Source organism: Pelotomaculum propionicicum, from assembly GCF_004369225.1.
Taxonomy (GTDB): Bacteria; Bacillota; Desulfotomaculia; order Desulfotomaculales; family Pelotomaculaceae; genus Pelotomaculum_B; species Pelotomaculum_B propionicicum.
Genome location: NZ_QFFZ01000023.1, coordinates 1 through 22,465, shown reverse-complemented (window position 1 = coordinate 22,465; position 22,465 = coordinate 1). Strand labels below are relative to the sequence as shown.

Here is a 22,465-nt window from a genome sequence, read left to right as displayed (position 1 = left end):
GCAGCTTCAAAAAACCCTTGACCTGATTGAAGGCCGAACACCGAACACCCAATTGTATTAGGAAAACGCCCGCACCGTTGAACTACGCGAGAACATTGAACGGAAGCATGATGAATTGCGAAGACTGCAGGAGTCCTATCACAAACATCTGGAATCCATCAACGAAATATATGATGCCTTAATCAAGAATGCGCTTTCAGACACCTACTCCGGAACCCTTCGCATGCCGAAGGGCGAACTGCAGTTTCACATCGAGGAGGCGACTGGTCTGTCGGGCGAGGCAGTCGAGACTCTGGCTTTAGTTTTGGCTGATGTGGCTGCGATGATGTGTTCATGCCGGGGAATTGGCCACCATCCGCGTTTCCTTTTACACGACAGCCCCCGCGAGGCCGACCTCGACCGGCACATTTATAGTCGCTACCTGCGATCCATGTGGATTTTGACCAATGAATATGGCGGTCAAGATAAAGCGCCCTTCCAATATATTGTGACTACGACTAGCAAGCCGCCTAAGGATCTGGAAGCGGCTATTTGCCTACGTCTCGAAGCTCACCCGGAAACCAAGATGCTATTTGGACGCCTTCTGCCCAATCCACCTACTAAAGAACAATTTGAACTTTTCGGTGAGGAAGATAAGATGTGATGAGAGAATTTCCGTTCTATCAGAGAACTGGATTTCCTCATAACATATATTTGGGCGCTATGATTATAACCTAACCACCGCTTGCACTTTAAGCAATAGCCGGGCCGCTGCCATTGCCAAATAAAGAGATCGGTTGTCGAAACAATCGAAAAGTGACGATTGATTATAGCAAAAACAAGAAGGAACCATAATAATTTACCGAGAAATGGTATGCAAATCTAATGTCTTATATTGATCCGCATAATATCCTGGCTGATGGAATATGGAAGCGCAAAGCGTGTTTACGGTAGAGCCTTTGACCGGTGTGTCGGCGTCTTATGTCGACAACATAGGGTTGCTCGGGGTGTTATGCTGACCAGTATAATCATTGTTAGACTACCATGAAAAAGTCGCCTCATAATGGCTTAGTGCACAAAACCTTTACGAATAAGAGAATAAGAAAAGAGGGTAGCTATGGACTTTACGATTTATGCGTTAAAGGGCAGTTCTGATTGGTTTGATATCATGCCTTCATTGAAGCTCGGAGAGGGGAGATTTGGATGGAGCTACATTGAATCCGCCGACCTGAGAAAACTGAAGCACAGGGTGGAGGCGATTAGCTGGGACAGCTTGTCAGATGAAGAGAAAGACTGTTATCAGTCATTTCTGCTTGATTTTAAATCCGACGATTATGTTGTTTACATCAATGTTCCCGAATGGGGTAAATGCACGATTGCACAAGTAACAGGCGAGTATCAATGGAAATTTGAGGATGAGGATTTTAACCATCGGTTTCCTGTCGACCCCAATACCATCTATGTTTTTAATAGAAACGACGCTTTAGTTCATCCTGCCCTACGTTCACGGCTCAAGCTTCAAGGACGTTGGTGGCGGATTTATTTGAAAGATGAATTCAATCAATTATTAGAGGCTTTAAAAAAAGGATTTACACCAACCCAGCGAACACCAGAAGCCAATCTTCGATTCTTGTCAAATGAAATACAGCCGTTTCTGCTAAATATCACACAGCACATTCATCATACTCACCCAAATTATGATTTTGAATGCTTGGTTGCTGAGGTATTCAAGAGAGTTCCAGGTGTTATAGATGTCCGGTGGCAAGGCGGTGCAGGCGACCATGGAGCTGATATTCTTGTAACCTTTGAAGATGGGTTGCCAATTCCTGGTTTAGAAAAACAATCGCTTTTAGTTGTGCAGGTCAAATCCTATAAAGGGGAACACTGGGATACCAAAACTGTTGAGGATATAAAGCGTGCATTTGAGCATTACCCGGAAGCAAATATGGGATTGATTATCTCGACGGCTAATTCGGTCACCACTGTAGTCGAAGAGGCATTGGACAAATTGAGGGAAGAATGCGGTAAACCAGTTGCTCTTTTGGTTGGACCTGAGGTTGCAGCGTTCTTGTTAAGATATGGAGCAAAATTACTGGCCTAAAAACCGCATTCACCGGGCTTAACAGCGCCAGTGATGCTGACGTTAGGTAGCAACACGACCGAGGTAGGATCTGTTGCCATATGAGGAGGTAGATGACCATCATGACACCAGCCTGGGAGATCCTTACAGGCGACCCAAATTTACTACTGCTAAAAGCCTTGATTTATGAGGTCGCCGAACTCTCATTAGCTGTAAAGCTTGATCTGTCGCGATACCCTTTTCTAGCCGATCTCGACTGGTTTGAGCGGGTCCTCCACCGTGTTTCCTCCACGTTCACGCTGATCGTTATCGGCCAAGTATCGGTGGGGAAGTCGTCCTTCATCAACTCCCTATTTGGTCGGAAGCTGCTGCTTCTTTCGGATAGGCCGACCGATGAAGTGTTGTCTGTTTTGCTTGCTGCGGATCAAGGTGAGCCTGAACATGCAGAGAAGATCCTGCGTGACGGTTTAGTTGAGCGCTTTGTGTCGCTTGACAAGGCGATGAGGTTCTTGCGCCAGCAGGACACCCCATCTGAGCAGCAGTTCAATTGCAGTGACGTACAGTTATACCTTCATAAGCTGGCCTTGTTTGCGACACATCCGGATCATTAACACACCAGGACTTGGTGACCGTCTCCAGGCGTTCGAGAAAGCTGCACTGCAGTAACTCCACGAAGATGAACTATCCCACCTGGTGTGTGTTACGACCATCGGATGTAAGCCTGAAAGCAGTAAAGTGTTGACATTGGAGAATCAATTTACCAGAAGTTTTCAATTCCGAGATTTGTTACAAGGTTTCGAAGATTAAATGGAACAGGCTAATGTTTGACACATGGCATTGAACTCCTGGCCACTTTATGCTTCTATTTTGAACTTCCGGCCAAGTTATGCTCCTAGGTAGCTAGGAAGAGGACCTAAAAAACGACCCCCAAAAAGGGTCGTTTTGGCCAAGTTATGCTTTAGGCCGTGGCCAAGTTATGGATAAAGTCACAATCAAGGCTTTTTGCATTTTTATATCACATGGAAGGACTAGACAGGGTTCCGCAAGGAACCCTTAGTTTTCGGGCGTTGCCCCACCTCGACACACCAATCGGCACACCAGCAGGCACACCAAAATAAAGACCCCGAAGCTCCGGATGATAAGGCTTAGGAGTCTTTTTTTTCGCCGAGGAGGTGGTAACGCTGTAATGGCACGGTCTGGTGGTCCCTGCGAGCTAAAATCGACTATAAGCCCAGGGGCCAAACATTTGTTTTTTTAATACGAAAATGAGAGTCGAAACCAAATACGTCTTTTATTTTTATGTTTTCAACGACAGCAAAACTTATTGCGTCAACATATGATAGCTTCTGGTCTTGAAATTGGCGCAAGATTACTTGCGCTTGAGTATCCAAAACTGGATCAGGGTAGATAATATTTAACCATTTAGAGGCAATGGAATCCTGAATAACATCTAAGAATTCTATAGCTGTTCTATAGTTAACATGGTATCTGAACCACGTATAGGTCTCTGATATTACAAGTAATGTTGTAATTAGTGTTGTTTTCTTGGTTAAAGAACTATAGTAATCAACGGCAATATCATGGTACTGGTCGTTTTTGCTAAATATAGCAATTAATGCAGCAGAATCGATAAAAAGTTTAGAGGGGGTCCTTGCCACCATATAAATCCTCCTTATACCGCTGAGAACCATTTTTAGGACCATTAACCTTTCCAATCAACCGAGAAAAAGGGTCGTTTGGACCGCCTCTTTTTTCATATTCAGGAACAGGAACGTTAAACATTTTAAATAGTTCTTCACGCTGACTGGGGGTTAGTTTACGTATTTCTTCAGCCAGGCGTTCAATGGCCATGTTGTATCACCTCAATGTTTTAATGATATTATACCATATCCTGTCAGCAGGAGCAATCCACTGCGGTGGGCTTCAATGCTGGCCGTTTTTTGTTTGTGAAAAAGTTTAGATTGGAGGGAAATAATGGATAAAGAAATGATATTCAAGATAAAGCCTAATAAGCCCAGGCGTGAGTTGTCACTACCGGCACTGGTTTTCCACCACGCGGACCACTGGATGAAGGTGCTGGGGCTTGAAGTATTTTCCGCCTGGTTGATGATTTACACCTGGTGTGACCGGCAAAAGTATCCTGAGGATAATATGTCGCATCACAAGGACATAAAAGAAGTGGCTACGGCTTTTAAGTGTGGGGTCAACAAAGCCCAAGAGATCATTAAAAAACTTTATGAATACGGGCTAGTTGACATTGTATAAGTTAAAAACAAATACGGCGGGTTTAAGAATATCTATTACTGGTATGAAATTCCTGTTTATGCTGACAGTATGTATTCTGAACTTCGAAAAGCACGCTCTTGGGAAGAAAGAAATTGGCACGGACAGGAACTGGCCAGGCTAAGGAAAGTCAAATCTGATTATCAGGTGGATGAGATCCTGTCCGGGAACGCAACGGAAGAAATCAAGAACCGTGCCGCGAAGGCACGGTTCGATGAAAGACTGGCCTTGCTCGGCCTGCTGTTGGAAAAGATAACGGAAGAGACGCGCGTCAGGATCGAGAAGGAAGATATGATCCTGGACTTGCTTGGTATCCTGAAAAATGTCAAAGCGGAGATGCTCGAAACCGCCGCCGAGCCCGTTGAGGTATTGGACGGATGGATCCGGCAGCAGAAAGGGGCGCTGGATTCCGGCAAAAAGGCGAAGTTCTTCTCTGACAGCAAGCTGTACGCGCTGAACCGGATCATTGTGATTCTCGGGGAAGAAATGAAGCAACTGCTGGAATCCGGCAAAAAGACGGACGGCGCGGCCGCTTTTCAGGTGCTCAGGAAAGATTTTGAGCAGCGAGTTGCGGATATGAAGAAAGAGTCGGAGCTCACGGGGAAGCGGCTCGATCATCTGTTCGTTTTCTGCGAGGAAGTCTTTTCCGAGGGACAGGAATTGCTGATTTTGGTAACTGAATTGACGATCAATGAATATGCAGCCAAATTCATCAGTCGGCATGGCTGCAGCCGATACTTCGCTCACAACAAAGAGTTGCTGTTCTATGAACGAAATCAGGAGATCATTTCCAAGTTGGATGAATTGGAATTTGTTTAGGCAGCGTATTCCCAGGAGAAAACCTGTTGGAGAATATATGCAAAATATATACGAAAGGACATGAGTGGAATGAAAGAGTTGTTTCAGAAAATGTATGAACAAATTTCATCAGGTCAAAGCGTTGTATTGGCCAACATAATTGCCAGCTCCGGCTCAACGCCGAGAGGCGCGGGAGCAATGATGATTGTATGCTCCAATGGAGAATCCTTTGGCACGATAGGCGGCGGAGCCGTAGAATATAAATCACAGCAGCTTGCAAGAGAAGTCATTTCCAACAAACAATCCTATTCCAAAGGTTTTATTCTTTCACCGAATCAAGTTGCCGACTTGGGGATGATTTGTGGCGGGAATGTCACTGTATATTTCCAATATTTTGAAGGCGGAGATGAGAAAAATATCGCTCTTCTGCAAAAAATTATAACGCTTTTTGATTTGAACTTAGATTCCTGGATCATTACGGATATCACGGATGAGGTGGCATGGAGTTTAGCTGTATATGTACAAAGCGAAGGGCTTTTCGGTTCCGAAAGTATAAAGACTGAGGAGATCTTGCCGTTGCTGGACAGCAAAAGTGTTTTGGCTGTAAAAAACGGCAGGAAATATTATATAGAACCTTTAGTCCGGGCAGGCAAGGTTTGCATATTTGGCGGTGGACATGTAGCGCAAGAACTGGTTCCTGTATTAGCCCATGTCGGGTTCCGTTGCGTGGTTATGGAAGACCGGCCGGAATTCGCGGATAAAAAAATATTCCCGCAGGCAGAAGCTACTTATCTGGGCGATTTTAACAATATCGGGGCAAGTGTTCAAATCGATCCAAAAGATTATGTCGTAATCATGACTAGAGGACATAAGCATGATTATACGGTGCTTGTACAGGCTTTACGTACGGATGCTTCCTATATAGGCATGATAGGAAGCAAAACAAAAGTAGCGGAGACGTGCAAAAGACTGGCTGTCGAGGAAAATTTTTCGCAAGACGATATTCAAAGGATCTATTCGCCGATTGGTTTGTATATTAAGGCGGAATCTCCGGCTGAAATTGCCATCAGTATTGCCGGCCAATTGATTGAAGTTCGTGCCGGCAAAAAATAAATACTTTGCTCCGGATACCGTCCACTCTTGGCTGTGGCGGCTATACCCTGAAAGGTTGTTGAGGGCTCCTGTTGCGGAGTTGTGATACCGCGCCGTAAGAAATAAACGAAATTAATGACAGCTAGGAAGAGGCTGCGAAATGGCCCAGACTCCGCCATTTTCACGGGAGCTTATATTTACATTACTGCCAAACACGCCAAAGTTAACCGCTTAATACTGCGGGTTTTTTAATTTCTTAGGCCGGGTAAAGCTTGACGTTAGTTCGATATCTAACTACAATATAAATATGAAACTTCTATCTGGAGGTAAAGAAAATGATTAAATTAGAGATTTCCAAAGAAGCCAGGGACTATATTCTAAATAACATTGATGCCATTACCGTGGAATCGATATCTATGGCCAGCTGCTGCGGCTACAGCAACGAGCCCGTTGTGTTTGAGTATAAGCCGTCCGCACCTGAGCATTATGAAGAAGTTATTGCCGGCGGGATTAAGGTCTATGTTTTTAAGGAGGGAGCTGTTGTTGCTCCAGGCGGGGCCAGGATCTGCCTGGCGGATAATAACTCCCCGTTTAAATGGCTGAATATCGAAGGGTTGAGATACAAGGATTATTTTGGGGGTATACCGGAATCTGATTAAAATTTAAAATGTATATTAAATACGGGGATATTAATTGGGGGCACCTGGCTAACCTGGCCGGCTGCCCCTTTTTTAGTCTGCATAAGGCGCTAAATTATAAGAGGGAGAATGAAAATAAAAATTTATCAAACATTGGAGGAGAATTGGTGTAATGGTTTAAAATAATTACCAAGACTATTAATTATGGGGGTAAATATGAAAACACCTCAGTGGATTAAAAAGCTTGGAGGTCATGCCGGTGAATTGTATGTAGCGGCAGAGCTGTCAAAAAGAGGCATTTCTAATTCTCTGCTTACCGAAAATTTTTCTCATGATGATATCCTGGCTGGAAACAAAGATGGTACAGAGTTATGTTATATTCAAGTTAAATCCTGTCATCCTGATCTGTCCCATGCGTTTATCCTAAAAGAATCCGAAGAAGGATGGGTTAATGCTCCGGACAATCAATTTGTAGTATTTGTTTGGTTGGGCTCGCCGAAAAAAAGTGAAAGCCCCAGGTTTTGGATAGCAACAAAAAAAGAGGTCGGGGAGGCTTGTATCAGGCAATATCACGGGACTAAAAATTGGGAGCGCAGGTTGACTATGGAGAAAGGCCTTAATCCTGCTTGGGAAAATAATTGGGATGTTTTTAAAAAGTACATGCCGTAGGTTTAAGGTGCCGGCAAGCACAGATTATTTTGCTGAAAGAGGAAATTCTGTAGAGATGTGATCCGCAGTTTTTATCTGGTTAATCCAAGTGAGCCGAATTAAAGATAAATTTTAGAAAAGGCAGAAACCACCCGGCAGGGCGGATTTTTAATAATTGAGGATAAATCTCAATATACTAATGACGATATGCAAAATATCCCCATGGGGATATTAAATCAGCTGTTGATAAAAAACACTTAGTAGTGATTTTTACTCATTAGAAATCATTAAAATGATAGAGCAAAACGACCCTGAGGACATAGTTCAAAGTGTGCTTGCGGCAAATCAACATTATTTTTATTACTATATTTGTTGTAACAAGCGCCTTGCTCTCCGGAGCAGGGCTTTTTTGTGAAGTTGCTTTTCTTAGATGGCTCTCTACTGCTTAAGCATAACATTGTCCTCTCCCGCCCGGCACCTTGGGCAGAGGGACCTGTTTTCTTCCCTGTCTCCTTCCGGCAGCGGCATGCCGCACAAAACACATTCACTTTGGCTTTTCCGCCTTTCCTGGGCGATCATCTCCTGTTGCCTTTTCAGGATTCTTCTTACGATATAATCCTGGTCACCCCTCCGTATGTTGATAAACCGGATGCCTACCAGAAAGCGCCCGCAGGCATTATTGGACGGGTTTTCCGACACCCATACGGCCTCACCAATAAGGTTCACTTTTTTACCGGGCGATACTTCAATATTGATGTTTATTTTATCCTTCTTCTTAAATTCCTGATCGGTGGCAAAAAGCAGTCCCCCGCCGCTGATGTTTATGGTCCTGGACCTTTTATATCGTTCAGTTTCATCCCTGGCGTAAAGAAAATACTGGTTGATGGGCAGGCGGATCCAGGCCCTTTGTTGTTCACCCCGGCTGCCGGCAGGCCTGAAATCGCTAATACCCCACGCTCCTTTAGGGTTTTGCTTTTCGGATCTTTTTTGGGCAAGCGCCCAAAAGATGACCAGTCCAAGCAGCAAGATGGTCAGCGCCAGGAAGGGCAGGAGGACCTGACGGTTGCTGGATTCCTGGTTAAGGATGGTTTCTTTAAAAGCCTGGGTAAGGTCCCACGCAGTATTGTCGGTATCACCAAAAGAAGGGACCGCCGGCAGCATTAGCGCCATCAGGATTAAAAAAACTGAGGCTGTGATGTAAAATATTCTTCTGTTTGAATACATACACTATCCCTGCCAATAATTTAATGTATAGTTATAGAATACTACGTTAAAGATTTTTTTGCATAAAAAGATTATTTTATAAACTAAAATGAAGGTGTATCAAATTAATTCATGGAAAATCTATGATAGTGAATTGTGAAGCAAACATAAAGGTGGTTTAATCATGGGCAAACCTCATAAAATCTGCGAACGGGTGTATATGGTGGGCGGTCCGGAGATAACGGACGGGAGGGATTGCTGTGTTTACCTGGTTGACGGAGCCAGCGAACTGGCGCTGGTAGACGCGGGGCTCGGCTATTCCTGTGAGAAAATAATGAATAACATAGAGAAACTCGGCCTGGATAAATCGTTGTTAAAAATTTTGGTCGCCACCCACGGACATATCGACCATATCGGTGGTCTTGGTTATTTTAAAGACACCGGCCTTAAAGTCGCCTGTCATGAACTGGAGCTGAATGCTGTTGCCGGGGGCAGGCCGGAACTGACGGCGGAGCGGTACTATGGTGTGAAATACAGGCCCGTGTCAGTCGATATAGTATTAAAAGGGGAGCTGCAGGAGATTGCTGTCGGGGACCTTACCCTGCGCTGCGTGCTCACTCCCGGCCATACTCCCGGCGGCATCAGCCCATACGTTGACGCCGGAGGAACCAGGGTTTTATTTGGCCAGGATATTCACGGGCCGTTTGACTCATCCTGGGGTTCAGACCGGAAAAAGTGGAAGAATTCGATGCAGTCCCTGCTTGCCTTGAAGGCCGACATACTTTGTGAAGGGCACTACGGTGTATACCAGCCTGCCGGGGAAGTGAAAGGGTACATAGAAACATACCTGAGACGCTACACCAGGTAGAAAACAAAACCCCATGGCTTTTCTGCCATGAGGTATTCCAAAAGGCTTTTTATAGAACTTCGCCCCTGAAAACCCACGGGCTTGTCCTGTGGGATGAAAAGGGCGGTCGCCCGTTTAGGGCGATAAGTGTCTTTACAAACAGACGTTCCCATGGTATAATATTCCTGTGCTCTTTGACAATCAGTATGGGGTTGCAGCAGGTCAAATGGTTTGCTGCATAAAACTGATTCCCGAAAGAGACTGGTGCTTTCAAGTAAGCACGTATCTACGTAGCCGCATGGTGAAGTAGTAGATGCCCATGGACCGGGCCAGGGCCAAGGCCCTGTAGCTCACGAGAGAGCGTAAGACCTTGCTTTGGCAGGGCAGCTTTCGTTGAAATGAGAAACCTTCGTGGAGAAGCCTCCGGGCTTGTCCCGGAGGAGGTTCACAAAAGCGCCGGTATGAATTTTGCCAGCAGGTACACATCACCGCTGCCGGCCACAATCCTGTGTTTCACGTTTTCAGGTACAACCAGGGAAACGCCGAGCTCACAGACTGTCTCTTTGCCGGCTATTTCGCCTTTCCCCACTCCGCCGACAATATTGATGAATTCCCATTTGCCGTCGTGGACATGCTCACCTATCTCAAAACCGTCTTGGATCCTGATCAAATGACAGCTGAACTTGCCGTCAGTCGAATCCCCCTTTACCAGGTGCTTCAAAAAGACACCTGTAAAGCTGGGATGCGGGTTCCACACAAGATCTGTAACGTTTAATTCTTTATCAGTGTACACTATTTTGCCTTCACTCAGTCCCTTGACAGTTTCGTTCACATTTAATACCTCCCGGTCTTATTTTTAACCACTTTTAAATTATATCACTTTTCACTCACGACTTGCTTTTTATTTCCTTTATATTTCTCAGCCCGGCTAAGGCCACCTGGCAGACGTAGTTTTGCGGCGGCCATTCCAGTTTAAAGCCGGCGCCGGCGAGAGTTTTGGTGATATCCACTCCCATTGCCTCAGGGCAGGTTGTGACATGATAACCCCGGTGTTCTCTCAAAAACGATGTGATTTCCTCCTTAAAGCTCTTTTTTTCTAATGCATGGCTGGAAAAAGCGTCGCTGCCGGCATGCAGAGGTATAACGTTAATAATCGCATACACCGGCTTGGTGAGGTCCATGAAATCTGAGAAGAGTGGCGCTCCGGGCGGGCAGCCCTTTTTCCTGCCGTAGTTGGGACAGCCGCCGGGGTGGCCGTGGTAAGGTTTTAAGCAATTGGCGCTGATTTGCCTGTCAATAACCGGATCAACCTTTAAGATCATATTATCACCTCACAACAGGCTGGTTTTTATCTTTTCTTTTTTAAAGATTATAACACTAAAAAGTCTATTGATTGCTTTGCCCGGAGACTGAAGTGAAAAAATGAAATAATTAAAATCGAATGATGTAAAAATGCCGGGCTATACTAAGGAAAAACACGGGGGTGTTGACATGCAACTAGAGCCCGGCGAGCGCTCCATCCTTTCTTATTTTCCTTCCAGCGAACAGGCCCAAAAGGCTGCAGCAGCCCTGAAAAGCGCGGGTGTGGGTGTGGTTCAGGTGGACCGGGTCTCACGCTACGGCGTGGAAATTGACGGGTACTATAACAATCCCATCAACAGGGCGGAGACCATCACCGGCCCGGTGCTGTACTCCACCAACAACAGGCTTGAGCAGAGCGCCGACAACAGGGTGCTACTGGGCGCCGACCCTTCAGTGAGCGGTTATGGCGCTGAAGAATACGGAGTGGGCGGCGGCAGGTCCTTTATGGTAACCGTGGTAACCAATGAAGGAAAACTGGACCAGGCGGTAGATATTATCAAGCAGAACGGCGGCATGGTTTAAATTTAATTTGGGGACATAGCTCGCCGTCAGTGATAGGCTCCAAATAGAGACGTGTCCCCATTCCTTGAACCGCTGCGCAATGAAGCAGCTTGTTGCAACACTATGGACTCAGGTTATCCTATATGTTGACAGTCTGCGCCCTGCTCTGTGCAGGGTTTTTTGTTGGTGTTTTTTATGTGTAGGTGCGAATTTATTCGCACATCGTAGCAATATCCTCAAACATCCCGGCGCTTTATACCTAGTACGGTTAAAATCGAACCTGCCTGCGTTGATCGCTGCCATTTGTTTTGCGCCAGTGAGGGGCGAGCCTTGCGGAGAGCTTGTATTTATAGCTTTTTTTGGATACAATGGTAGGGTACTAAAGACTTTGGTAAACACCCCCTGATGATTGGAGGTTTTAAATTTGAAGCGGGTGGTCAGCGTAAGCCTTGGCTCAACCAAACGTGACCATAAGGTGACTGTCGAACTCCTGGGGGAGGAGTTTGAGATTGCCAGGATGGGCACGGATGGTGATTTTAACCGGGCGCTGGAGTTATTGAGGGATCTTGACGGTAAGGTTGACGCGATCGGCCTGGGCGGCATTGATGTCTATCTTTTTGTCAAAGAGAAACGTTACGCCATCCAGGATGGCCTGAAATTGATGGATGCTGTGAAAACCACCCCGGTTGTTGACGGCAGCGGGCTGAAAAACACCCTGGAGCGGGAAGTGGTGCGGATTCTTGCCGCTGAAACCGGGTTGCTTAAAAAGGGCGCCAAGGTGCTGATGGTCAGTTCGGTGGACCGGTTTGGCATGGCTGAAGCCCTCGCGGAAATAGGCTGCGCCATGACTTTTGGCGACCTTATTTTTACCGCAGGCATTCCCTACCCGATTATGACCGTGGAGGAACTCGAAGAGATCGCCAACAAGCTCCTGCCCGAAATTACCAAGATGCCTTTTCACCTGGTTTACCCCACGGGTAAAAAGCAGGAGAGCCAGGATGAGGCCAAGGTCCAGAAATTCGCCCATTTTTATCACAACGCAGAGGTTATAGCGGGAGACTTCCACCTGATCCGCCGCTTTATGCCCTCCGGCATGCAGGGGCAAATTATTTTAACCAACACCACAACCAGTGATGATATTGAGTTCTTGAAGGAAAAAGGTGTGGGTACATTGGTGACCACTACCCCCGAGTATGGAGGGAGATCATTCGGCACCAACGTGATGGAAGCCGCGCTGGTGGCTATCCTGGGCAAGCAGTGGGACCAGATCTCCGCTCAGGACTACCTGGACCTTTTGCACAGGTTGAATTTCCGCCCGCGCGTAGTAACACTCCAAGCTTAAACTTTTTTCAGCAGCTTTATAGTCAGAAATTAGATAAAAGCCGCCAGGGAGGGTAAAGAATTGGCCACACAACAGGAGATTAAAGAAAGTCTAGAGACTTTTACCGAAAACTATAATAACAATGACCGTTTAAAAATAATGAACAGGGACTGGAACCGGGTGGTTGTAGTCAAGGCTACCGATGTTGATTCAGTACACACCTGGGTCCTGCAGGACGGCGTGCTGAAGCTAAAAGAGGGTGAGGCAGACGCCCCCGATTTAACCGTGATCTCAGACAGTGAAACACTGGCTGACGTTTTTTATGGTGACATTACACCGATAGAGCCGTATAATGACGGAACCCTGCGCATTATGGGCTCTGAGGACGATATCACCAGGCTCGATTTTATCTGCCTGATGATTTGGGGTGAATAAGTTTGCAGCTTAAAAGGGTACTCACCCTGCGTACAGTGGTCGCTACCAGCGCCGGCCTGACCCTGGCCAGTTCGTCTTTTGTGGCGGCTGTGCTGGTAGCCAATTACGTTTTGGGTGACACCGCCTGGATTGCCATATTGATCGGCGGGGCATTATGTTTTTTAGCTGCCGCCTGTTTTTCCGAATTAAACGGCCTGCTGCCAACCGCCGCAGGCATCCGCCTTTATTTCAGCCGGGCCTTCAACGATCAGGTCTCGCTGGTAATCTCACTGCTGTACATGCTGATCGTGGTGATCGGGGTAGTAGGGGTGGAAAGCTTTATCCTGTCCCAAGTGCTGAGTGAGGCTTTTCCTGCCATCCCGCCTTATCTCTGGATTGTGGTGATGCTCCTGCTGGTTACCGGGATGAACCTCAGGGGGATCAAGATGGCCGGCGTGTTTCAGGATGTGGTTACCTACAGCCTGATTGCCGTGATGCTTTTCATAGGCTTCTTTGCCCTGTATAAAGTTGGCTTTAAATTAAACGCGCCGCTGTCACCCGGCGGCGCCACCGGAATGATCCAGGCTGTGGCTGTGGGTGTGTTCCTGTTTGTGGGATTTGAGTGGGTGACACCGCTGGTGGAAGAAGTCACCCAGGTTAAGCAGATTTCCAGGGGTATGATGATTGCGCTGGGGATATTAAGTGTGGTCTACGCCGTCTTCACCGTGGCCATGACCGCTGTTGTGCCCAAGGCAACCCTGGTTGCCTCGCCCGCCCCCCAGCTGGTATTGGCCAGGACTGTCCTGGGTGATCTGGGCGCGTCAGTGATGATCTTAGTAATCCTGGCCACCTCCCTGAAAACTTTTAACGCCGGTATAATCAGTGTTTCCCGTTTCATGTACGCCTCCGCCAGGGAGCATGTGCTGCCTGCGGTTTTCAGTAAAATCAGCATGCGCTTTTTCACACCCTATGTGGCGATCATTACCCTCTTTTTTATCGGCCTGCTTGCAGCCGCTTTAACCATGTTGACCGGCAACTACGTGGTGCTGGTGGGTCTTGCCGCCGCGATGGAGTCCATCGTCTACACCCTGGCCGGTCTGGCTGTAATCAGTCTGCGCCGCAAAATGTCCGACCGGGAACGTCCATATTTAATTAAGGGGGGCTATCTGGTCCCGCTTCTGACCGCTTTGGTTTTCACCCTGCTGGCTGTTGCCGTGCTGGCATCGGATATCTCTGCTCTTTTGTACATAGCCGCCGCTTTTGTTGTGGTCCTGGTTTATGTTAATACCGCCGTGCCGCGCCTCAAAAAGAAATATGAGGCCCGTAAACCAGCCGCCAGACGCCGCCCGGCGCGCGCCCCGGAAGGTCTGGAGAGTAAATAGCGACACTTTTCCCTCTTGCTTTTCATTTTCTTATCTTTCCTCAATGTAATTGTGCCAATCTAGTTCATGAAAACTTAATTTTTCCTGAAAATGCTGCTTTTGGGCGGTTCGGCGGGAACCGTTTGACCCAAACACCCGTCTAACAAAATAAGGGACAATCCTGCAAAATAATACAAGCTTTGGCCTGGCCGCCATTTATTCTTGCGTTTATTAAAGAGTGTAGATTTTTCCTTCGGTACTTTTTAATGAAACAAGAGGAATTGTCGGGTAGCTTGTAGAAATTTAAACTTAAGTTCCTTAAGTATTATATCCGTCAGTGGACGGAGGGGGGTTGAGAATGCACGTAAGATACCAATCATCTTTTGGCTTACCGGTAATACTGGCGTTTGCTCTGTTCCTTGGCTTCCTCCTGGCGTTTCCTCAACTTGTGTTTGCCGACACTGCCGTGGTGGCCTCCGATTCTGTCAATATCCGCACCGGCCCCGGCACGACTTATGACATTATTGCTCAGGCGAGTTCGGGCGACCGCCTCACTATTGTGTCTCAATCAGGCGACTGGTATTGTGTAAACCGGCCTTCCGGTCAAAATGGCTGGATCGCCGGCTGGCTGGTTAACGTTGAGCAGGCGGCCCAGGCTGCCGCGCCACAAAGCAGCGGCCAGGTTGCCGTGGTCAGCGGCAGTTCCGTAAATATCAGGAGCGGCCCTGATACCAGTTACGGCATAATTGCACAGGCTAACCTGGGGGACCGCCTGCCGGTCCTGGACAAATCAGGCGATTGGTATAAGGTGAGCCTCAGCAGCGGAGCTTCCGGTTGGGTAGCGGGTTGGCTGGTAGCTGTCGGCACACCTGTTGCAACAGCTCCCACACCAGTGAATACAACTCCTGCCGCGGGCTCGGGGTCAGCGGACAGCGGAAAAACAGCCGTCGTTACCGGCAGTGTTGTTAACGTAAGAAATGGGCCGGGTACCACCAACGCGGTGGTTGGCCAGGTAACACAGGGCCAAAGCCTGCCGGTGCTGGAACAGTCGGGTGACTGGGTCCGGGTCAAGCTGCCCGTCGGCAGCACAGGTTGGGTAGCCGGCTGGTTAGTTAGTGTCCAGTCTGCGCCTGTGACGACCCCGCAAACACCAACAACACCTGAGACGCCGGCCGGACAGACCGGCGGCGGAGCGTCCAGCGGGAGCAGCGGAAATACCAGCAGTCAATCAGCTCAGGCGCTTTCCTTGAAAGTCAACAACTCAGGCAACAAGACCAGCGCTGTTATTGAGGCCAACGCGCCGATAGTATACGACTCTTTCTCCCTCAATAACCCGTACCGCCTGGTCCTTGACTTAAAAGGGATTGCCATAGGGAATCTGCCGCTCAGCACCAGTGTTAATTCAAAAACTGTGCTTCAGGTGCGGACAGGCAGTTTCCAGAAGAACCCGGATGTCACCAGGGTGGTTTTTGACCTGTCCGGCGGAGCCCAGTACGTGGCCTCACTGTCCAGCGACAAGAAAACTTTAACCGTGGAGACCTATATTCCTGACATCAGCAACTCGTACACCGGCAAGGTTATAGCCATTGACCCCGGCCACGGCGGTCCAGACCCCGGAGCTGTGGGGAGTATGGGCACGAAGGAAAAAGACATTACAGTGGATATCGCCAAGAGGCTGGCGAAAATCCTGGAAGCCCGCGGAGCCAAGGTTATCTTGACCAGGACCGATGAAAAGACGGAAACTGATTTGTATCAAAGGACCGACAAGGCTAATAAAGCCAAAGCCGATGTTTTTGTGAGTATCCATATCAACGCCAATAACGACCGGTCTCTGGGCGGCACCAGCACCTATATTTACAGCGGCGCCGGCGATCCCAAACAGACCGCCAGGATTCAGGAAAGCAACAGGCTGGCGAACTACGTCCAGAAGGAACTGCTGAAAACCTTGGGCCTCAGGGATGTCGGCGTAAGGAGCGCTAACTTTGCGGTGCTGCGGACCAGCAATATGCCGGCGATACTGGCCGAACTGGCCTTTATCTCCAACTTGCCGGAAGAAAGGTATATGAACACCGACAATTTTAAAAACGGCGCCGCAGAGGCTATTGCCAGGGGCATCGGGCTCTATTTCTCTGAAAGAAGAAACGCGTAAGTTCATAATAACTTCAAAAGAGTACATCCCGTCTTTGTCAATGAGCAGAGGCGGGATTTTTTTGCGGGTAAAAAAGAGGAACACTTGTCCTGGCCAGGGAATATAAAGAAAATTGAACAGTATCATTTTTAAGATTTGTCCTCCCAAGGCGGGGGCATATTATAATTGCGGCTGTTTTGTATAGATGAATCTGGAAAGAAGTGAGAGATTGCTAAAGGTAGGTATTACCACAACCATACCGGTTGAAGTAATTTACGCCGCGGGCTGGACGCCTGTTGACCTGAACAATGTGTTTATCACAGATGAAAACCCCCAGGCGCTGGTAGAGGAAGCCGAGCTTGCCGGCTATCCCCGCAACCTGTGCGCCTGGATTAAGGGCATCTACAGCACCGTGTTGAAAAACAGCGACATACAGACCATTGTAGCGGTAACCCAGGGTGATTGCAGCAATACGCACGCCTTGATGGAAACCCTGCAAGAAGCTGGTATTAAAACAGTCCCCTTCGCTTTTCCCTACGACCGTGATTACGACCTGCTGCACCTGCAGATTGAAAAAATGATGAGTTTTTTCAATGTTTCCTGGCAGCAGGTGACAGAACAAAAAGAACGGTTAGACCGGGTCAGGCGAAAGGTGTGGGAACTGGACAGGCTGACCTGGGAGGAAAACCGGGTCGGGGGCTGGGAGAACCACCTGTACCAGATCTGCTGCAGTGACTTTAACAGCGACCCGGAAAAATTCGACGCGGAGCTGGATGAATTTTTGGCCGGAGCACGGCGCGCAGAGCCCCGCAGGGAAGACCTGCGGCTAGGGTATATCGGTGTGCCGCCGATCATGGGCGAAATATACGAATACCTGGAAGAGCGCGGCGCCCGGGTGGTATATAATGAGACTCAGAGGCAGTTTACCATGCCTTTTGAGACCGCTGACCTGGTGGAGCAATACCGCTTGTACACTTATCCCTACGGCATTTTCTTCCGTTTGGAGGATATCGGGCGGGAAATCGCCAGGCGGCAGCTCGACGGGATTATTCACTACGCCCAGAGCTTTTGCTACAGGCAGATTGAAGACCTGATTGTCAGGAACAGGCTCAGCCTGCCGGTGCTTACCCTGGAAGGCGACATGCCCAACAGGCTGGATGCCCGCACCAGGATGCGCCTGGATGTTTTTTTGGATATGTTGAGGTGACCTTGCAGATGTTTGCCGGAATTGACCTGGGCAGCCGCAGTGTGAAAGTTGCTTTAAGGGATGAACATAACACCCTGAAATTAGATAAGTTCGATACTATGGAGTTTTACCGTAAATACGGCGGGACATCAGGTGGGGAGTTCGCGCTGGATATTGAGGCCACAGGCCTGCCGGCTGCCGGTCAGACCATTACCGCGACCGGCTACGGCCGCCATACAGTGAAAGTAAAAGGGGCCAGGGTTATCCCGGAAATCAAGGCCCATGTGCTGGGCGCTATATGCCTCACCGGCCTGGCTGACTTCACCCTGCTGGACCTGGGCGGGCAGGACAGCAAGGTCGCCCTGGTGAGAGGAAACCGCATGGTGGATTTTATGACCAACGATAAATGTGCCGCAAGCACCGGCCGTTACCTGGAAAACATGGCGGCGGCTTTAAACATCAGCCTGGAAGAACTGAGCCGGCACCACCAGTCCCCGGCAGAACTGGTCTCGACCTGCGCCATCTTCGGGGAAAGCGAGCTGATCGGCAAGGTGGTGGAAGGTTATTCGGTTGCCTCTCTGGCTGCCGGGGTTAACCACAGTATTTTCAAGCGTATTTTACCCATGCTGGTTAAGCTGCCCAGTGAAAAAATCGTTTTCACAGGCGGGGTGGCTTACAACCAGGCCCTTGTGCAGATTATCAAAGATAACACGGCGGCCTCTGTGGTCGTTCCTGAAAACCCTGAATTTGCGGGAGCCATAGGCTGCTGCGCTGATGCCGGCGGCATCTGGCAGGCCGTTTAAAGAGTTTAAATGTTTGAGGTGAGTTTTCAGTGAAATTAACAGTTTTAGGGTGCTGGGCGCCATATCCCAGGGCCGGGGGCGCCTGCTCCGGCTACCTGATCCGGTCAGGCGGGCTGAATGTGCTTCTGGATGCCGGGAACGGTACACTGAGCGCGCTGATGCGTCTGATCGACTTCCGCATGCTGGATGCGGTGATTATCAGCCACTTGCACCATGACCACTACCTGGACCTGTTTTCCCTGCGGCACGCCATAGAAGGCGCCAGGCGTGACGGGAGCCGGGAAGCGCCTCTCAAACTGTTTGCCCCGTCTGAACCCGCGGCTGACTTCAAACTGCTGGCCGGTTATGAAAAGGCTTTTATTACCGCAGCGCTTGAAAGCCTGCCAGTTGAGAACACGCCAAAAGGTTTAAATGTACGGAGGCTTGAACTGGGAAGTTTGACTTTTCGCTTTGTGCCTGCGCTGCACCCCCTGCCGGGTTATTCAATTTCTATTGAGGACAATCACAAGCTGGTATTTTCCGGCGATAGCGCGCCTACCAAAGAGCTGACCGCCCTGGCTGAGGGTGCTGACCTTTTCCTTTGTGAGGCCAGCGGCCTGGACAGCGACACCGAAGCCATGCGGGGCATCCACCTGACCGCCCGCCAGGCGGGAGAAACAGCCCGTGAGGCGGGTGCTGAAAGGCTCCTGCTCACTCATTTCTGGCCTGAGTATGACCTTTCCCTGTTGAGCAAGCAAGCTGAGGAGGGTTTTAGCGGCGTAGTGTCGCTTGCCCGTGAAGGCGAAACACACCGGGTCTAGGTTCTGTGGAATTCACAGGAAATATTGCCGCCCGGGCGGTATTTATTATATAAATGAAAGGGGCCTGGATATGCCGAGAGTTGACGGAAGACAGCCGGACCAGCTGCGTCCGGTGCGCATAACCAGAAATTATATCAAACACGCCGAAGGCTCGGTGCTGATCGAGATGGGGGATACCAGAGTGATCTGCACCGCCTCGGTTGAAGAAAAGCCGCCGCTTTTTCTGAAAGGGGAGGGCAAGGGCTGGGTTACCGCTGAATACGGGATGCTTCCCCGCGCCACAGGTACCAGGACGCAAAGAGAGGCGGCCAGGGGCAAAGTTGGCGGCCGCACCTTCGAGATCCAGCGGCTGATCGGCCGTTCACTGCGGGCGGTGGTTGACCTTACAGCCCTGGGTGAGAGGACTGTCTGGCTTGATTGCGATGTAATCCAGGCTGACGGCGGCACCCGCACAGCGTCTATAACCGGCGCCTTTGTAGCGCTGGTGGACGCCCTGAACCATTTAAAGGGACAAGGCCTGCTCAGCCGCATACCTGTCACCGACTTTGTTGCGGCCACCAGTGTGGGCAGGCTGAAGGGCGGGTTGCTGCTGGACCTCTGCTACGTGGAGGATTCCTCCGCTGAAGTGGACATGAACATTGTAATGACGGGCTCGGGCCGGTTTGTCGAAGTGCAGGGCACAGGTGAGGAAGCTTCCTTTACCAGGCAGGAAATGAACATGATGATTGACCTGGCGGCACAGGGGATTAACCGGTTGATTTTTGCTCAAAAAGAAGCGCTTGGTGAAATTGCGTCATTTATTGGGGGGTGAGCGGAGTGAAGCTTGTACTGGCCACAAAAAACGAGGGTAAAATCAAGGAAATGACCGAATTGCTGGCCGGGCAGGATATTGAGATCCTATCACTGGCTGATTTTCCTGAGATAGAAGAGATCGTCGAGGACGGGGAAACCTTCAGAGAAAACGCCATTATCAAAGCTACCGAAGTATGTATGCAGACAGGACTGCCCACGCTGGCGGATGATTCAGGCCTTGAGGTTGATTGCCTGGAAGGCCTGCCGGGAGTCTATTCGGCCCGTTTTGCCGGCGAGGAAAGAGACAACAGCGCCAACAAGAAGAAGCTGCTGGAGCTTTTGGAGGGTGTCCCGGCCGAGGAGCGCACGGCCCGCTTCAAATGTATCATCGCTGTCGCCGACACCGACTGTTTTGTTTACATATCGGAGGGAACCTGTGAGGGGTTGATCACTTCCGAAGAGCGCGGTGACGGCGGCTTTGGCTATGACCCTCTTTTTTACCTGCCGGAGTATGATAAGACCTTTGCGGAGCTTGACCTCGAAACAAAAAATAAAATCAGCCACCGGGGCAAGGCGCTGGCCGGAGTCTTGGACATCCTGTCCGATTTGAAAAAGATGATGGAGGAAGAGGAAGAGTGACGCGGCCCTTCCGTGTAATAGTTTTCAGCGACAGCCACGGCCGTTTGGAGTATGCCTTCAAGGCGCTTCAAGAAACCGGGCGGGTAGACCTGGTGCTGCATGCCGGCGACCTTTACCGGGACGCTGTCGCACTGGCTGAGGCGACCGGACTGCCGGTCAAGGCTGTACTTGGCAACTGTGACAAAATAGATGTAGGGCCGGAAGAGCAGTTGATTGACCTGGCCGGGCGCCGCATCCTGCTTACCCACGGCCATATTGGCTGGGGCAAGCACTGGCCTGATAAAATACTTGAACGCGCCAGGGAAGCAGGAGCGGAAGCCATTGTTTTCGGCCACACCCACATGGCTGAAAACGTAAAAGAGGACGGTGTTTTGTTTTTCAACCCCGGCAGCATCGGCAAACCACGCGACCAGGCGCGGCCCAGCTACGGAGTCCTGGAAATCAGCGAGGATGGCATTGAGGCCGCAATCCACCGTGTTTAACAATAATTGGGCTCGCCTGCGGCTAAAATAACTTTGACTCCGGTCTCCTTTTTGGTTATAATATTAATTGCTTCAAAAAAGATAATTCTTAAGCGGGTGTAGCTCAATGGTAGAGCGTCGGCCTTCCAAGCCGATTACGAGGGTTCGATTCCCTTCACCCGCTCCATATTTGTCCCAGTAGCTCAGCCGGATAGAGCAACGGACTTCTAATCCGTAGGCCGGGGGTTCGAATCCCTCCTGGGACGCCAGTAATATCAACGCCTCCGGGGTTTAACCCGAAGGCGATTTTTGGTTAAAGGGGAACAAAGAGGGAATAAAAAATTTTATCTTACTTTCCTGATTGTTCTTTCTGCTTTTTAGTCCCTAATCCAGGGGCAGATGTATTTTCCTTGGAGGGAGATGAGCACGGTGCTGGCCAGAACAACCCTATTATTAAAAGCCTGGCCTGAACGGTACCTTGCCCTAGGTCGGAGCCGGTGCACGAAGCGGAGCGCACGAACGAAAGCCTAGTAACCAGGTGTAAGGCGGGAAAGGTGTGCAGCTGCACGCCCAGAACCTAAAGCTGGGTAGTTTAATAAGGCCGGGGGTTAAAATTTAAGCGCCCAAGGGCTAGCAGATCAGCTGCATCTGCAGCGATTACCGCCGGCGCGGCATGCACTGCAAACATATCTCGGCGGTGGCGCTGTGTGAACTTGGCGCAGCGGCGCAGACCCGCAGCGAAAGGGAGGATGTTGCCGAGGTGGAGCTGTGGCGGGTGCTGTAGCTCTTTTTGGTCGTTTAATAAAAGTATGATTTTGACATTACCCTATTCAATAGGGTATAATATAACAGAAGGTGTTTTCATGACTAGAGAATTTGTGGTTTTGCCGGAGTTCGAAAAGTGCTGGCGCCAATGCGGCTTAGACGATGAAGATTTAAGAGAACTTGAAGTTTACCTGTGTTTAAATCCTGAGAGCGGAGAAGTCATACCGGGAACCGGTGCGGTTCAAACCCCTAATTTTAGAGTCTACTCCCTTATTCTCTTGTTTACATAGAATTAAAGGTATTTTTGACTAGAACAATCTCTCCACTTTAACCTGTTGCCACGACCTGTCCGGCAAGCCTTGAC

At 49.2% G+C, this 22,465-nt stretch carries 26 protein-coding genes and 2 tRNA genes; 23 read left to right on the top strand and 5 right to left on the bottom strand.

What is annotated here, in order from left to right; genetic code table 11:
• The first annotated feature begins 115 nt into the window (after positions 1 to 115).
• The 3 genes from Pmgp_RS11085 (at position 116) to Pmgp_RS11075 (ending at position 2,670) form a co-directional block, all read left to right on the top strand.
• Positions 116 to 643: a hypothetical protein gene (locus Pmgp_RS11085; protein ID WP_134214049.1), complete on the top strand. Its 528-nt coding sequence runs from the start codon at positions 116 to 118 to the stop codon at positions 641 to 643.
• A 453-nt stretch (positions 644 to 1,096) separates the two neighbouring features.
• The gene (locus Pmgp_RS11080; RefSeq protein ID WP_134214048.1) at positions 1,097 to 2,080 is read left to right on the top strand and encodes a restriction endonuclease; all 984 of its coding nucleotides are present in this window, start codon (positions 1,097 to 1,099) and stop codon (positions 2,078 to 2,080) included.
• Between the two features lie 101 nt (positions 2,081 to 2,181).
• The gene (locus Pmgp_RS11075; RefSeq protein WP_192902899.1) at positions 2,182 to 2,670 is read left to right on the top strand and encodes a dynamin family protein; all 489 of its coding nucleotides are present in this window, start codon (positions 2,182 to 2,184) and stop codon (positions 2,668 to 2,670) included.
• Positions 2,671 to 3,282: 612 nt separating this feature from the next.
• Here Pmgp_RS11075 and Pmgp_RS11070 read toward each other — a convergent pair.
• Both Pmgp_RS11070 and Pmgp_RS11065 read right to left on the bottom strand, forming a co-directional pair.
• Complete coding sequence (locus Pmgp_RS11070) at positions 3,283 to 3,720, bottom strand: type II toxin-antitoxin system VapC family toxin (RefSeq protein WP_192902898.1); 438 nt, start codon at positions 3,718 to 3,720, stop codon at positions 3,283 to 3,285.
• Positions 3,698 to 3,910 carry a hypothetical protein gene (locus tag Pmgp_RS11065; RefSeq protein ID WP_134214045.1) on the bottom strand — a complete coding sequence of 71 codons (213 nt, stop codon included), beginning with the start codon at positions 3,908 to 3,910 and terminating at the stop codon, positions 3,698 to 3,700. The genes Pmgp_RS11070 and Pmgp_RS11065 overlap by 23 nt, the downstream gene beginning before the upstream one ends.
• A gap of 123 nt (positions 3,911 to 4,033) precedes the next feature.
• Here Pmgp_RS11065 and Pmgp_RS11060 point away from each other — a divergent pair, with 123 nt between their 5' ends.
• The 5 genes from Pmgp_RS11060 to Pmgp_RS11040 all read left to right on the top strand — a co-directional run bounded on the left by Pmgp_RS11060 (position 4,034) and on the right by Pmgp_RS11040 (position 7,539).
• Complete coding sequence (locus tag Pmgp_RS11060; RefSeq protein WP_134214044.1) at positions 4,034 to 4,324, top strand: hypothetical protein; 291 nt, start codon at positions 4,034 to 4,036, stop codon at positions 4,322 to 4,324.
• 69 nt (positions 4,325 to 4,393) lie between these two features.
• Positions 4,394 to 5,161 (top strand): hypothetical protein, encoded by a 768-nt coding sequence (locus Pmgp_RS11055; protein WP_134214043.1) that lies wholly within the window; start codon positions 4,394 to 4,396, stop codon positions 5,159 to 5,161.
• 69 nt (positions 5,162 to 5,230) lie between these two features.
• Positions 5,231 to 6,253, top strand: a complete 1,023-nt coding sequence (locus Pmgp_RS11050; protein WP_134214042.1) for an XdhC family protein — start codon at positions 5,231 to 5,233, stop codon at positions 6,251 to 6,253.
• A 314-nt stretch (positions 6,254 to 6,567) separates the two neighbouring features.
• A complete protein-coding gene (locus Pmgp_RS11045; protein WP_134214041.1) occupies positions 6,568 to 6,891 on the top strand; it encodes a CC/Se motif family (seleno)protein in 324 nt (107 codons plus the stop codon).
• A 195-nt stretch (positions 6,892 to 7,086) separates the two neighbouring features.
• Positions 7,087 to 7,539 carry a hypothetical protein gene (locus Pmgp_RS11040; protein WP_134214040.1) on the top strand — a complete coding sequence of 151 codons (453 nt, stop codon included), beginning with the start codon at positions 7,087 to 7,089 and terminating at the stop codon, positions 7,537 to 7,539.
• A 417-nt stretch (positions 7,540 to 7,956) separates the two neighbouring features.
• On the opposite strand, the gene Pmgp_RS11035 is transcribed toward Pmgp_RS11040, so the two are convergent.
• The gene (locus tag Pmgp_RS11035) at positions 7,957 to 8,742 is read right to left on the bottom strand and encodes a PilZ domain-containing protein (RefSeq protein WP_134214039.1); all 786 of its coding nucleotides are present in this window, start codon (positions 8,740 to 8,742) and stop codon (positions 7,957 to 7,959) included.
• A 163-nt stretch (positions 8,743 to 8,905) separates the two neighbouring features.
• On the opposite strand from Pmgp_RS11035, the gene Pmgp_RS11030 reads away from it, so the two are divergent.
• Positions 8,906 to 9,589 carry an MBL fold metallo-hydrolase gene (locus Pmgp_RS11030; protein WP_134214038.1) on the top strand — a complete coding sequence of 228 codons (684 nt, stop codon included), beginning with the start codon at positions 8,906 to 8,908 and terminating at the stop codon, positions 9,587 to 9,589.
• 424 nt (positions 9,590 to 10,013) lie between these two features.
• On the opposite strand, the gene Pmgp_RS11025 is transcribed toward Pmgp_RS11030, so the two are convergent.
• Positions 10,014 to 10,400, bottom strand: coding sequence for a cupin domain-containing protein (locus Pmgp_RS11025; protein ID WP_134214037.1), 387 nt, complete (start codon positions 10,398 to 10,400; stop codon positions 10,014 to 10,016).
• A gap of 55 nt (positions 10,401 to 10,455) precedes the next feature.
• Positions 10,456 to 10,890, bottom strand: a complete 435-nt coding sequence (locus tag Pmgp_RS11020) for a hypothetical protein (protein WP_134214036.1) — start codon at positions 10,888 to 10,890, stop codon at positions 10,456 to 10,458.
• A gap of 169 nt (positions 10,891 to 11,059) precedes the next feature.
• Between Pmgp_RS11020 and Pmgp_RS11015 the strand changes: the two genes are divergently transcribed.
• The 14 genes from Pmgp_RS11015 to Pmgp_RS10950 all read left to right on the top strand — a co-directional run bounded on the left by Pmgp_RS11015 (position 11,060) and on the right by Pmgp_RS10950 (position 22,391).
• Positions 11,060 to 11,452: a hypothetical protein gene (locus Pmgp_RS11015; RefSeq protein WP_134214035.1), complete on the top strand. Its 393-nt coding sequence runs from the start codon at positions 11,060 to 11,062 to the stop codon at positions 11,450 to 11,452.
• A gap of 403 nt (positions 11,453 to 11,855) precedes the next feature.
• Positions 11,856 to 12,773 (top strand): quinate 5-dehydrogenase, encoded by a 918-nt coding sequence (locus Pmgp_RS11010; protein WP_134214034.1) that lies wholly within the window; start codon positions 11,856 to 11,858, stop codon positions 12,771 to 12,773.
• A 60-nt stretch (positions 12,774 to 12,833) separates the two neighbouring features.
• Positions 12,834 to 13,187, top strand: coding sequence for an alkyl sulfatase C-terminal domain-containing protein (locus tag Pmgp_RS11005; protein ID WP_134214033.1), 354 nt, complete (start codon positions 12,834 to 12,836; stop codon positions 13,185 to 13,187).
• A 2-nt stretch (positions 13,188 to 13,189) separates the two neighbouring features.
• Positions 13,190 to 14,548 carry an APC family permease gene (locus Pmgp_RS11000; protein ID WP_134214032.1) on the top strand — a complete coding sequence of 453 codons (1,359 nt, stop codon included), beginning with the start codon at positions 13,190 to 13,192 and terminating at the stop codon, positions 14,546 to 14,548.
• A 337-nt stretch (positions 14,549 to 14,885) separates the two neighbouring features.
• Entirely contained in the window at positions 14,886 to 16,676 is a 1,791-nt protein-coding gene (locus Pmgp_RS10995; RefSeq protein WP_134214031.1) for an N-acetylmuramoyl-L-alanine amidase, read from the top strand.
• A 208-nt stretch (positions 16,677 to 16,884) separates the two neighbouring features.
• Positions 16,885 to 17,862: a 2-hydroxyacyl-CoA dehydratase family protein gene (locus tag Pmgp_RS10990; protein ID WP_134214070.1), complete on the top strand. Its 978-nt coding sequence runs from the start codon at positions 16,885 to 16,887 to the stop codon at positions 17,860 to 17,862.
• A gap of 8 nt (positions 17,863 to 17,870) precedes the next feature.
• Positions 17,871 to 18,644 carry an acyl-CoA dehydratase activase gene (locus tag Pmgp_RS10985; protein ID WP_134214030.1) on the top strand — a complete coding sequence of 258 codons (774 nt, stop codon included), beginning with the start codon at positions 17,871 to 17,873 and terminating at the stop codon, positions 18,642 to 18,644.
• Between the two features lie 29 nt (positions 18,645 to 18,673).
• Positions 18,674 to 19,444 (top strand): MBL fold metallo-hydrolase, encoded by a 771-nt coding sequence (locus Pmgp_RS10980; RefSeq protein WP_134214029.1) that lies wholly within the window; start codon positions 18,674 to 18,676, stop codon positions 19,442 to 19,444.
• A gap of 70 nt (positions 19,445 to 19,514) precedes the next feature.
• Positions 19,515 to 20,255 (top strand): ribonuclease PH, encoded by a 741-nt coding sequence (gene rph, locus Pmgp_RS10975; protein ID WP_134214028.1) that lies wholly within the window; start codon positions 19,515 to 19,517, stop codon positions 20,253 to 20,255.
• Positions 20,256 to 20,260: 5 nt separating this feature from the next.
• Positions 20,261 to 20,875 (top strand): XTP/dITP diphosphatase, encoded by a 615-nt coding sequence (locus tag Pmgp_RS10970; RefSeq protein WP_134214027.1) that lies wholly within the window; start codon positions 20,261 to 20,263, stop codon positions 20,873 to 20,875.
• On the top strand, positions 20,872 to 21,357 hold the full coding sequence (locus Pmgp_RS10965) for a metallophosphoesterase family protein (protein ID WP_134214026.1): 486 nt from the start codon (positions 20,872 to 20,874) through the stop codon (positions 21,355 to 21,357). The genes Pmgp_RS10970 and Pmgp_RS10965 overlap by 4 nt, the downstream gene beginning before the upstream one ends.
• A gap of 92 nt (positions 21,358 to 21,449) precedes the next feature.
• Positions 21,450 to 21,523 (top strand) — tRNA-Gly (locus Pmgp_RS10960).
• A 5-nt stretch (positions 21,524 to 21,528) separates the two neighbouring features.
• A tRNA-Arg gene (locus tag Pmgp_RS10955) sits at positions 21,529 to 21,605 on the top strand.
• 594 nt (positions 21,606 to 22,199) lie between these two features.
• Positions 22,200 to 22,391, top strand: a complete 192-nt coding sequence (locus Pmgp_RS10950; protein ID WP_134214025.1) for a hypothetical protein — start codon at positions 22,200 to 22,202, stop codon at positions 22,389 to 22,391.
• Positions 22,392 to 22,465: the final 74 nt, after the last annotated feature.